This is a genomic window from Daejeonella sp. (genome assembly GCF_017495225.1).
In the GTDB taxonomy this organism is placed as follows: Bacteria; Bacteroidota; Bacteroidia; order Sphingobacteriales; family Sphingobacteriaceae; genus Daejeonella.
This window is the reverse complement of the sequence record NZ_JAFEIG010000013.1, coordinates 42,731-55,407: the sequence shown is the minus strand read 5'-3', so window position 1 is coordinate 55,407 and position 12,677 is coordinate 42,731. Positions and strand designations below refer to the sequence as shown.

The following is a 12,677-nucleotide window of genomic DNA, read 5'->3' as shown; positions in this document are numbered from 1 at the left end:
GCTAGGTTTATTGCAATTCTTCGATTTAAATTTGTGTTAAAAATTCGCCAAACGCCAAGCGATAAACCCTTAGCATTCTGCCTTTGTAGAGCCTGATTTTATCATGGATCTTTTCCTTACAGAGATATCTTTTTATCTATCTGAAATCAAAAAAAATCAAATTTTCTTGTGATGTTTCCTGAATAGCTTATTCTTTCAATTTTTATTGGGAGGATTAGCTTGTAATGGCTTCTTTTTTAGGCGGTTTCAGATTGTTTATTTGGAAATTTATTATTTTTTGAGTATATTATATTTCTAAATATTTTGTTTTTGTCTATTTATAATAAATTATTATATTCGATTTAATTAAAACAATAAAAAATTCTGATATCACTGAAGACTTAGATGTGTATGCGATTTTTATTGTGGATATAAAGATTTGGGTGTAAGCCCTTTGAACGGTTTCGAACAATCACAATTTGTAAATAAGATTAAAATAAATACTATGATTTGGTTTAACATTAAGGAATTAGAAACACGACTAAAAAACGGTGTTCTTTCCGACAAAGAAGCTTTTAATTACCTTTTAATTACCTTGATATTTTCTTCAGTTGTTACGTACATTGGAGGTAGTGACAATACAAATAATTGGTTTATTGCCATAGAAATATTAGTTTCAATTGTAGTTACTGTAATCGGGACAAAGAAAACTTTTGACATTAACTCCGCAGGCGACAATAAAGACTACTTCAAAAGATTTCTTTCCTTGTCTTTTGTGACTGGTATCCGTTTTTTAGTTTTATTAATTATTCTCGCAATACCCGTTGGTACAATTGTCTATTTCGTAGACAAGAATTTGGACATCAATGAGAATACAAAAGACTTATTTAACGTAGCCTTGATGGCTGTTTGCGAAGTAATTTATTATTTTATGCTCATAAATTCCTTTAAACGTCTGAATCAATAATTATTGCTAAGGTTTCAGCAGTCCTTGGCCTTTCAGAATAAAATTTGGCGCTAATTGTTCATTGTGGACGAAAGTGGTCTTGCCCAATTATGTATTTCCGTCAAGAAGGCTTAAGGCCTAATCTAACGTTTTGATATTTTCAGCTCGAATGTAAATATTCGCCTTACAAGCAAGCCTAAATCACTACAGAGTTAAACATGAACAGTTAGGAAAATGACTTAAAAGCAATCTGCACATTTAGCACATTTGCTTTTGCCCCAACATACATTGCCGCCCCCTACGGCAAAACCAAAAGAGCCATTTTTTGTCATGGCTTTCTTGGCTATTTTAAATAATACATTTTTGTTAACCTTTTTCGTTAATAATTTTTATTTTTGCAGTGGAAATAAGTTATAAAAGCAGAAAGCTTGAAAAGCAATTGACCGAGCCAAAGGAGATGGTAAAATCCTTCGGGCAGAAGGCTATAAAGATTAAGCAGAGGCTAAAAAACTTGAAAGATGCGGATAATTTAGGGATTATGAGAACCATCCCGGCAGCAAGATGCCACGAGCTAACTGGCGACCATAAAGGAGAATTGGCAGTAGATGTTTCAGGCAATTATCGAATGATTTTTGAGCCACTCCATGATCCAATACCCAAAAAAGACGATAGCGGTTTGAATTGGGAAGAAGTCACAAAAATTCAGATTAATGAAATTGAAGACTACCACTAGCAAACAGACTAAGACAAACAACATGGCAACGACACTCGAAATAGCAAAATCATTACTATCTCCTCCTGGCGATACTATTCAGGAACATTTAGATTTTATCGGCATGAGCCAAGCTGAACTTGCCGAAAGAATGGGAAGACCCAAAGAAAAAATCAATGACTTGATAAAAGGAAGAGAACCAATTACTGTTCCTACTGCTTTCCAATTAGAGAATGTGCTTGGCATAGCGGCTAGTTTTTGGTTAAACAGTGAAAAATCATATAGAAAGGAATTGTATGAATTAAATCTACAGGAAGAGCTTGAAAAGCAATATGATTGGCTTGATGCTTTTCCTGTAAATCAAATGAGAAAATTTGGTTGGCTGCCCAACACAAGAGAAAAATATATTTTGATGGACAGTCTGCTAAAATTTTTTTGCGTGGCAAGCACAGATGAATGGAAAAGGATTTATGTAGATGAAGAAGTTTCTGTTGCTTTCAAAATATCATTGGCTCACACCCAAAGTCCTCATGCTATTTCAGCATGGTTACGTAAGGGTGAAATACAAGCTAAGGAAATTGACATTGCAGAGTTTGACAAAAAGAAATTCAAAGAAGCTTTAGCGGAAATTAAAGAATTGGCTTTTTTGATGCATGACGATTTCATCCAACAATTGCAAAATATTTGTGCTAAATGTGGTGTGGCTCTTGTATTTACACAAAACTTATCAAAAGCACCAATAAGCGGAGCAACACGCTGGTTCCATAACAAACCTATTATTCAACTTTCAGGTAGGTTTAGAACCAACGACCATTTTTGGTTTACGTTTTTCCACGAAGCAGCACACATTATTTTGCACGGCAAAAAAGATATTTTCTTAGAAAATGTAGAAGGCACAGAAATAGACCAAGAGAAAGAAGAAGAAGCCAATGCATTTGCTGCTAAACTATTATTGACAGAAAACGAACTGAAACAAATTATTGATGCAGCTCCATTGACCGAAGAAATGATACACCAATTTGCCAATAATTTCAGAACACCAGCGGGTGTAATTATTGGCAGGTTGCAACATTTAAAACTCATTCCATTTCATATTGGCAATGGCTTCAGACAAAAATTGATTTGTTTAATTATTATTGCAGCGAATAGATGCCAACATTACACTGGATAGGAAAAAATAATTTATCAATGATCAAATAAATCTCCCGTTTACTGTATTAGAATACTGCTATGGCTTTGACAATGAAACGCAAAGCGAACAAGAAAAACAAATTGAACAGCGAAATTTCTAATAACATTAAGGCTAAATTGAATTATTGCTCCGAAATCCGCCAAGCGCCAAACCCTTAGGATCCTGCCTTTGCAGAACCTGATTTTTTATCATAGATCTTTTCCTTCCAGAGATATCTTTTTATCTATCTGAAATCAAAAAAAATCAAATTTTCTTGTGCTCTTTCCTGAATAGCTTATTCTTTCAATTTTTATTGTGAAGATTAGCTTGTAATGGCTTCTTTTTTAGGCGATTGCATTGGTGTATTTGGAAATTTATTATTTTTTGAGTATATTATATTTTTAATTTATTTGTTTTTGTTTCTTTTGGGGATAAAAGAATATATTCGGAGATAAATAAAATGCGAAACAATTTCGTCAAGCTAACCATAATAGGGTGTATGGGCGAAGGAATGTTTCGGGCATAAAGGAGTTACCTGCCATATTAACGAACAACACACAGACAGTGAAAGAAATACTTAAAGACCGAAGTTTCCAACTATCAATAATTTTGACACTCATATTTCTTGGGACAGGAATTGCATTTCTATTTCTTGGACTTGTAGATTATAGTTGGGTATTTTTCATTCTTTTGCCAATCGTATTAGGAGTTGCTTTGGGAGCAATGCCAAACAAAAAATATATACTTTGGGGAGCATTGATAACAACTACAATCGTTCTTATCTGTTTGGTGTTTCCAGGACTATCTGGACTTTTATGTATCGTAATGACACTTCCGATTGTTGTTCCTTTAATTTTCTTAGGTTATGTAATTACGCATTTAGTAAGACGATACAGGCAAATCAAAGACACTAACAGACTTTCTGTTTTGTTTTTACCTCTTATTCCATTTCTTATTGCTGCACCGACAGAACATTTTCTAAAAACAGACAAAGAAGTCATAAATGAAGTAAAAACAGAACAAGTTTTTAACTACACACCCGAACAAGTTTATGACGCAATTAAATCAGTTGACACCTTAGATGCAGAGAAACCTTATCTAATGTATTTTGACCTTCCTATTCCAACAAAATGCGTATTAGAAAAAGAAGAAGTTGGCGGACTGAGAACTTGCTATTTCAAAGCAGGTAAATCAAGCAAACACGACTTTGGTAGCGGAACAATCGTTGAGAAAATTACCAAACTTGAACGTGGCAAAGTCTTAAAAATGGACGTAATTGACTACAAACTTGTCGGACGAAATTGGCTTGGCTTCAAAGAAGCAATATACTATTTTGACAAAGTTGGTGACAACCAATGTAAAATGACGAGAATTACAACATACACTTCTGTTTTGACACCAAGATTTTATTGGCAACCATTGGAAGAACTTGGTATCAGACAAGAGCACGACTATGTATTTAGCAACTTGATAAATGACCTTGAAAAGAAATACGGTAAGTAACAGCACCTACAAGAAATTGGCGGCTCTTGGTTAAATGAAGCTTTATGCTTCGTGTCAAGTACGGTGGTGGCAGACAGTTTTCATCTTCGAAATCGCCAAATCTTGTAGCTGCAAACCGTTGGGATGCCGCCTCCTCAGACCTTAATTTTTTATCTTGGATCTTTTCTTTCCCAAAATAGCTATTCCATCTCTCTGAAATTAAAAAATAATCGAATTTTCCAATAAGGTTTCCTGACTAGCTTATTCTTTCAATTTTATTGGGAAGATTAGCTTGTAATGAGGTCTTTTTAGGCGATTGTATTTGGAAATTTATTATTTTTTTGAGTATATTATATTTCTAATTGATTTGTTTTTGTTTCTTGTGGATAAAACAATATATAGGTAGATAATTAAAACGATAAGAAATTTCGTATTTCTAGCCAGTGTCGGATGGGTGTGTGAAATTTGTATCGGGGATAAGGGAGTTAGCAGTAATTGTGAAAATCCGCTTCAAACAGACAAACAACTAGAAAACATAATTTTTTAGCATTTAGAAATAAAAATGGACAATCGATTTACCGACATCATTCAACTTATAAAACAATCACGGGAAAATGCAATTAGAGCCGTAAATGCTGAACTGATTAATTTGTATTGGAATATTGGAGAGTACATAACCAATAAGATTGAACAAGCTGAATGGGGCGACTCTGTGGTATCTGAATTAGCAAAATATATTCAACAAAACGAACCTAATCTTAAAGGCTTCTCCGACAAGAATATGTGGAGAATGAAACAGTTTTACGAATCTTACAAGGACTTTCCAAAACTCTCAACACTGTTGAGAGAAATAAGTTGGTCAAATAATTTGGCTATTTTTTCAAGGTGCAAAAATGTTGAAGAACGAGAATTTTATTTAAAACTAGCCAAGAAAGAAAGTTACAGTTACAGAGAACTAGATAGGCAAATCTCTTCAAGTCTTTTCGAGCGGACAATGTTAGGTAACTTAATACTCTCGACAGCGTTGAGAGAAAGCAAACACGACATTTCAAGCACTTTTAGAGATAGTTATGTATTTGATTTTTTAAACTTACCAGAGCCACATAATGAAAGTGATTTGCAGCGTGGACTTTTAAGACAAATGAAAAACTTCATTCTTGAACTGGGTAAGGATTTTTTGTTCATAGGTGAAGAATATAAACTCCAAGTTGGTAGCAGCGACTTTTTTATTGACTTATTATTCTACCATCGTGGACTACAATGCTTGGTTGCCTTTGAACTAAAAGCCGACAAATTTAAACCTGACCATTTAGGGCAACTGAACTTTTACTTAGAAGCATTGGACAGAGATGTGAAAAAGCCGAATGAAAATCCAAGTATTGGAATTCTATTATGTAAAGATAAAGACAGTGAGGTTGTTGAATATGCTTTAAGCAGAAGCCTCTCCCCAACTCTTGTTTCGGAGTACAAAACACAACTGCCTGACAAGAAACTTTTACAACAAAAACTACACGAACTGTTTGATAATGAAGCGGACTAGAAATAGAACCAATACTGCTAACCGCACCTCCCCAAAAGGCGGGGTTTCCTGATCCAAAGAGAGTTTGGTAATTGGTTGAAAGTGATTGCTCCGAAATCACCAGCTTCGGGTAGCTGCAAACCGTTGGGATGCCGCCTTCGCAGCGCCTGATTTTTATCTTGGATCTTTTCCTTCCAGATATAGCTAATCCATCTATCTGAAATCAAAAAAATCAAATTTTCTTATGATGTTTCCTGAATAGCTTATTCTTTCAATTTCTATTGGGAGGATTAGCTTGTAATGGCTTCTTTTTTAGGCGATTGTATTTGTTTATTTGGAAATTTATTATTTTTTGAGTATATTATATTTCTAATTGAATTGTTTTTGTTTCTTTTGGGGATAAAATAATATATTCGAGGATAAATAAAACGATAAAATTTTCGAGTAGCTAACCGGAATTGGGTGTATGGGTGAAACTTTGTTACGGGTTTAACGGAGTTGGTGGCAATATTAACGGACAAATTTACTTTAACAAATGAATACACTACGTGACATTTCAAAAAGACTTCTTAGACTTTTTCCTGTAAAAGTTCTGAAAGAGCATTTTAATTCTACAAATGTTTCAGACGAACTCTATAATGAAATATTAAATGGGAATACAAAATCCATAATTGACTCTTTTTGCTACGTAAACTTAGAAAACACAAAGCAACATATTTACATTTACAATATTGGACAAGCACCAACTCCTAACAACTTAAAATTAAATCAATTCCCTATTGATATTGTTCACCAAACTAACCTCGTTGGAGCGAAAACAATAACAATTTCACCTATTGTAGACTTTAGAGTAATCTTGACAAATCCATTTGAAGAAGCGACTTTACGTTTTCACCAACCCATACAAATAGTGCTTTCGAATACTCACCTTATATTCTATGCAACTATTTTAGAAAAAAATATGAGCAATTATTTTGACCAAAACAGAAGAGTAATAAATGCTGAAAAGGTGAATGACGAGTTATCAATTATAGAACAAGTATGTGCACATTTTGCACATTTAAACCTCACTATATGTGACCTTAACAGGGGTATAAAGCAACTTTGGGCAAATGATTCGGTAGATTCAAAATATGCTAAATGGAAAAAAGATAGGTCAACTACAACTGAAACTATGGATGAGAATTATACTCTTAAGAGCCAATATCCAGATGTTTACCAAAATTTAGTGAATGCACCGTTAAGGAAAATGATTTTTAAATATCTAAGAGATGATGAAGTTCTTCCTGAACATTTTACGGTTGACCCTTCCAGTGGACAAATAAGCATACCTTTATTTTCAAAAAACGCAAATCAAAACAAAAATGTGGTTAGAGAAATTCTTTCAAATAATTGATAAATCGTTCGTAGGCCGTTTTATTGATAAACGACTTGATGTTATCAATGCAACTAATCCTGATAGGATTTATGTTGAAAACATTCGGAGTTTTTACAACCTAAATACTCCAACTGCAAAAACTTTATGCGAAATAGCAGTTAAAGAGAACCTCTTTAAAAAGAGAATAGGTCTTGAGTGTCCTGACTGCGGTAAACTTATAACTCATTACAATTCAGAAAAAGAGATACCTGAAAATATAGAGTGCGACAATTGCTTAATGCTAGAGAACGCCAAACACGAGTTCAAAAAGTCCGAGATTTTAAAAATTGAATTTTATCAACTTAATAAGGCAGTTGTATGAGCAATAAAGAAAATATTGAGTTGACAAAAGCAAGAGTTCAGGTATATGAAATAATTTTTACTATGATCATCAAATCTATTTTAGTTATAGCCGGTCTTTTTGCATTTTTTATTGTGCTTTACTTTTTAATCGAGACAGATGACAACACAACTAGAATGATTTATGGTTGTTTTGACATAATACTAGGTGGATCAATTTTTGTAGTTTATAGACATTACTTTCCTGACAAAAAATGAATAATACTGCTGCCAAAACGGGTTTTGCGTCAGGCAGGGTGACCTTCAAACTTTATGCTTTTATTCAAGTGTAGTGCAGGTTGACAGTTTTGTGCTCCGAAACCCGCCCGAACGCAAAGCTCGAAAACATTAGCTGCAACCCTAAAAGACCGCACAACAGGCGATAAACGAACATTAAAATGATAAACAAAATGCCATCCTTTCGTAAAATTAAAAAAGCTACAAGCCAAAACACAAACCAATGCTTTTATAGCACATTTAATTTTACCTGACCGCACCCAAAGCCCAACCACCATGCGACAAGTGAAAGGTTAACAATTTGATGACGAATTTGGACACAAAAACGCATAAAAAAATTAACTTTACGACCAAAACGAATTGACAAAATAAATGGCACAATCAATAGAACCCAATATAGCGGACCTTGCAAATGGTTGGCTTAAATCATATGAAGTTGATTATAAACTTGAACAAGAATCAGTAAATGCTGAAATAGACAAAGCACTTCAAGACTATTATTCAAAAAATGGCGGGACAGGTGCAAACAGGCCAGATGCAAAAATTTTGTTACAAAATAAAAATTTAGAATATTTTCCTGTCCTTATCGAGTACAAAGGTTACAAAGATAAATTAGTTAAACTTGATGCTGATGGCCAAGTTGAAAACAGAACTTCTAAAAACGAACCGAATTTTAAGAACATCAATTCTTATGCTGTAAACGGTGCTATTCATTATTCTAATGCTTTGCTACATCATACAAGCTATACAGACATTATAGCTATCGGTATGACAGGACACAAAGACGAAACAGGTAAAATCCATTATTCAATTGGCGTTTATTATGTTTCCAAAATCAATCTTGGTGCAGGTCAAAAAGTTGGAGAATATACAGACTTTTCATTTTTAGCTCCGAAAAACTTTGAGAGTTTCATAGAAAAAGTTAAAACATTAAAACTTACAACCGAAGAACTTGACAAACTAAAAGAGCAGCGAGAAAGGGAAATAGACCAAACTCTAACAAAACTTAATCAGCATATTTTTGACAACGAAAAAGGAATCGGTGAAAAGGATCGTGTTTATTTAGTTGCTGCATCAATTATGGCAACCATCGGAGTGCCTAACAAAGTTACTGCACTAGATAAATCTGATTTAAAATCTTCCGTTGAAAAAGGTAATAAAGATGGCGACATTATTTTACGAAAAATAAAGGCATTTTTAGACATTAAAGATATACCTAACGAAAAGAAACTATTTGTTACAAGAGCTTTAGACAATACATTAACAACCGACAATATTAACAAGGTTGAAAATGGAGAAAGTCAAATTAAAAGAGTATTCACCAAAATAGTAGATGATTTAGGTATTTATTACAAAATAGGCTTAACAACAGACTTTACAGGAAAGCTGTTTAATGAAATGTACGGTTGGCTTGGCTTTTCGCAAGACAAACTAAATGATGTTGTTTTAACACCTTCATACGTTGCAAATTTATTGGTAAAACTAGCAAGAGTTAATAAGGATTCTTTTGTATGGGATTTTGCAACAGGCTCAGCAGGCTTGTTAGTTGCTGCTATGAACGAAATGCTTAATGATGCAAAGGAAAATATTAGGTCGCCACAAGAACTTATACAAAAAGAAATAAGTATAAAAGCTGAACAATTACTTGGTTTAGAATTGCTTCCTGATATTTATATGTTAGCAATTTTGAATATGATTTTAATGGGTGATGGAAGTTCAAACATTTTGAATCTTGACTCCATAAAAGATTTTGACGGAAAATATGGTTTTGGAAAAACTGACAGGAAATTCCCAGCCGATGCTTTTATACTAAATCCACCATATTCAGCTTTAGGAAACGGGATGAATTTCGTTGAAAAAGCTTTAGGAATGATGAATAAAGGTTATGCTGCAATTATCATACAAAATTCTTCAGGTTCAGGCAAAGCAATAGATTACAATAAAAGAATTTTAGCAAAACATTCACTTTTAGCAAGTATCAAAATGCCAGTAGACATATTTATTGGTAAAGCAAGTGTAAATACAAATATTTATGTTTTCAAGGTTGATGAAAAGCATCACAAAGATGATATTGTGAAATTCATTGACTTTTCTAATGACGGATACACAAGAGCAAACCGAAAAAAAGCGAGTAACAATCTAAAAGACACAGACCAAGCGAAAGAACGTTATCAAGAAGTTGTTGATTTGGTTCGATTTGGTAAAAGTAAACTTAAAATTTTTTCAGATAGAGAGTATTTTGAAGGCACAATAGACCCTAATAATGGAGCAGATTGGAATCAATCTTCTCCCATTGATACTAAACCAGCATTGCAAGATTTTAAGAAAACGGTAGGTGAATATTTAGCATGGGAGATAGGCACAATTTTAAAACATCAAAATCTTGATACATTGGGAAAGTAGATACCCCACTTAACGAAGAACTGAAAAACGTTAAGTGGGGTGTGTACGAATTAGGTGATTTATTTTGTATCAACCCAACAAAATGGTATCATTTAGAAAACGGAGAAATATTAAGTAAAAACGGCAAAGTTCCATTGGTTACTAATTCATCAACAGAGAATGGAATAATGGGCTTCTCTAACTTAAAAGCGAACAACAAGGGCAATGCTATTACTTGCTCGGACACTACTATGGGAGCAGACACAATGTTTTATCAAGAAAAAGATTTTATTGGATATTCTCATATTCAACATTTAGTGCCAAAGTTTACGCCTTTCAACAAATCAATTGCAAGCGCTATTATTTCTGCAAGTAGAATTTCAACAGCAAAGAAGTATGATTATGGAAATAAATTTAATCGAGCGAAAATGAATAAAACTAAAATCTTATTGCCAACCAAAAATGGTAAAATAGATTTTGAGTTTATACAAAGAATAATTTCAAGTATAGAAGTTGAAGGTATCTCAAAAGTTGAAAATTTTCTTATCGAGAATGGAATTAAATATTACGAACTGACATCAAAAGAAAAACAAATAATCGAAAATTATAAAGATTTGAAATGGCAATCATTCAAACTTGAAATTTTATTTGGAAAAGCAACTCGTGGGAAAAGACTTAAAAGTGCAGACAGAATTTCGGGTTCATTACCATTTGTAACAGCAGGCGAAACAGACGAAGGTGTTTCAGAGTTTATTGGCAATAATGTAACAGTATTTTCGGCAAACACGTCCACAATCGATATGTTTGGTTCAGCCAAATACAGAAATTACAAATATGGTGGTGACGACCATATTGCGGTCGTTCATACAGACAAGTTGCCAAAGTACGCATCTATATTTGTTACTTCTGCAATTCATAAATCATCCTACAATGGTCAATTTAACTACGGTAGAAACTTTTACGCTAAAGATGCTGACGTATTAGATATTTCATTACCAGTTAAACACAACAAGCCAGATTATGAAATTATGGAGACGATAATATCTGCAATTCATAAACTAGTGATTAAAGATGTTGTTTTATATGTTCAACGGAAGAAAGAAGAAGGAAAATATTAATCGAACTGCCAGTACAGTAGTCAAGCACATTTGCAGGTAGCACGAGTTAACTTATAGACAAAAACCTTCAAAAGAGCTTGACTACATAACGCCCAACCAAAGGGTAATGCAGCAGAAAACAGACATATCGTCTTACGAAAAGAACACCGTACCGCTAAAGCGGTTTGGTGTAATGGCGAGTTCAGTGCTTCTATGACAGTTTAGTGCAAGGTTCAAGTGCAGTTCTTCGATTGAACTTTTGTGCTAAAAATACACCACTACGCCAAGCCGCCAAACGTTTCCTCCAATGCTAAAAGCCAAGGGCATTGAACATCATGAACAACAGAAATAAAATGCCAACCGCACATTGGGGCACATTTGATTGCCCTTACAAGCGGGCGACTGCTTTCCAAGCAACATAGCCTGAATTTACCAAGGCCAAAAATAAAAGCTGACTTATATCAGGTAGAAACCCATACCATCAATTACATCTTAAAGAGATACTAAAGGATAGAGAGCTAGAAGAAGAGACAGTTGTTCGAAATTTTCGAATAACTGCCAAAGAGGGCAAAACGTATAATACATAACATTATAATTTGTCAGCCATCATTAGGATATAAGGTCAATTCAGAATGAGCAATATAATTCAGAAAATGGGCTACTCAGGTTTTGCGGGACTTTACTATGCAGGAATTTGCCATGAATGATGAAGGGTTGAAGAATGACGGCAACATTCTTGGCTTATTATTATTCCCCTTTCTCATCCTTCTTCACACCCCCAGCCTTAAAACGAGGCCTATAAGCTGGCTTAGGATCAACGATCTCATTCGGAGGAGCAATACCTGATTCTTTAACATCTAATTCATCTGCGGGCTTTGCAGGGGCCTTAAATCGAGGTTTGAAGGCGGGTTTTGCTGTGTTTGTGGGTTTTGTAGGTTCGGAATTGGGTGTTTCGGTTTCTTCTACCTGATTATTCTTTATTTCTGTATTAATATTTGCTTTGAATCGGGGTTTGAAGGCGGGTTTGGCTTTGGCTTCGAGTGCCTCAGCCACCGGGCTTTCGAGAGCCTCAGCCTGCGTTACCATGGCCTCAGCCACCGGGCTTTCGAGTGCCTCAGCCTGCGGTACCATGGCCTCAGCCACCGGGGCTTTGTGGGTTTCAAATGACGAGGCTTCGAGTGCCTCAGCCTGCGGTGCCACCGCTATTTTCACCACTTCTGCTAGTGGGTTTGCTCTTCTTAACTTATTGAACCAGAATTTTTTACTATGGTCGAAGCTTTTTTCGCCCATTTCAATAAAATGACTTTTAAATTCATCAAAAAAATCCTGATCAGCATCTTGCAGCTGAACAGGATCAATTTTCTTTTTTAGTAAAAATTCTTCAAAAGTCATTTTT

At 34.4% G+C, this 12,677-nt stretch carries 11 protein-coding genes; 10 read left to right on the top strand and 1 reads right to left on the bottom strand.

The annotated features are described in order from the left end of the window. Window positions 1–484 precede the first annotated feature (484 nt). The 10 genes from QZ136_RS05040 (at window position 485) to QZ136_RS04995 (ending at window position 11,302) form a co-directional block, all read left to right on the top strand. A complete protein-coding gene (locus QZ136_RS05040) occupies window positions 485–946 on the top strand; it encodes a hypothetical protein (protein WP_291401019.1) in 462 nt (153 codons plus the stop codon). Between the two features lie 379 nt (window positions 947–1,325). Continuing rightward, a complete protein-coding gene (locus QZ136_RS05035) occupies window positions 1,326–1,658 on the top strand; it encodes a killer suppression protein HigA (protein WP_291401017.1) in 333 nt (110 codons plus the stop codon). Window positions 1,659–1,680: 22 nt separating this feature from the next. Further along, window positions 1,681–2,808, top strand: coding sequence for an ImmA/IrrE family metallo-endopeptidase (locus tag QZ136_RS05030; RefSeq protein ID WP_291401015.1), 1,128 nt, complete (start codon window positions 1,681–1,683; stop codon window positions 2,806–2,808). A gap of 564 nt (window positions 2,809–3,372) precedes the next feature. Next, window positions 3,373–4,311: a hypothetical protein gene (locus QZ136_RS05025; protein WP_291401013.1), complete on the top strand. Its 939-nt coding sequence runs from the start codon at window positions 3,373–3,375 to the stop codon at window positions 4,309–4,311. 44 nt (window positions 4,312–4,355) lie between these two features. Then, window positions 4,356–4,490 carry a hypothetical protein gene (locus QZ136_RS05020; protein ID WP_291401011.1) on the top strand — a complete coding sequence of 45 codons (135 nt, stop codon included), beginning with the start codon at window positions 4,356–4,358 and terminating at the stop codon, window positions 4,488–4,490. A gap of 362 nt (window positions 4,491–4,852) precedes the next feature. Beyond that, window positions 4,853–5,830: a PDDEXK nuclease domain-containing protein gene (locus tag QZ136_RS05015; protein ID WP_291401009.1), complete on the top strand. Its 978-nt coding sequence runs from the start codon at window positions 4,853–4,855 to the stop codon at window positions 5,828–5,830. Between the two features lie 514 nt (window positions 5,831–6,344). Then, complete coding sequence (locus QZ136_RS05010) at window positions 6,345–7,205, top strand: hypothetical protein (protein WP_291401007.1); 861 nt, start codon at window positions 6,345–6,347, stop codon at window positions 7,203–7,205. Then, window positions 7,174–7,548, top strand: coding sequence for a hypothetical protein (locus QZ136_RS05005; protein ID WP_291401005.1), 375 nt, complete (start codon window positions 7,174–7,176; stop codon window positions 7,546–7,548). Before QZ136_RS05010 ends, QZ136_RS05005 begins: the two co-directional genes overlap by 32 nt. A gap of 626 nt (window positions 7,549–8,174) precedes the next feature. Then, on the top strand, window positions 8,175–10,205 hold the full coding sequence (locus QZ136_RS05000; RefSeq protein WP_291401003.1) for an N-6 DNA methylase: 2,031 nt from the start codon (window positions 8,175–8,177) through the stop codon (window positions 10,203–10,205). After that, a complete protein-coding gene (locus tag QZ136_RS04995; RefSeq protein WP_363244855.1) occupies window positions 10,193–11,302 on the top strand; it encodes a restriction endonuclease subunit S in 1,110 nt (369 codons plus the stop codon). The genes QZ136_RS05000 and QZ136_RS04995 overlap by 13 nt, the downstream gene beginning before the upstream one ends. 726 nt (window positions 11,303–12,028) lie before the next feature. On the opposite strand, the gene QZ136_RS04990 is transcribed toward QZ136_RS04995, so the two are convergent. After that, complete coding sequence (locus tag QZ136_RS04990) at window positions 12,029–12,673, bottom strand: hypothetical protein (protein ID WP_291400999.1); 645 nt, start codon at window positions 12,671–12,673, stop codon at window positions 12,029–12,031. Window positions 12,674–12,677: the final 4 nt, after the last annotated feature.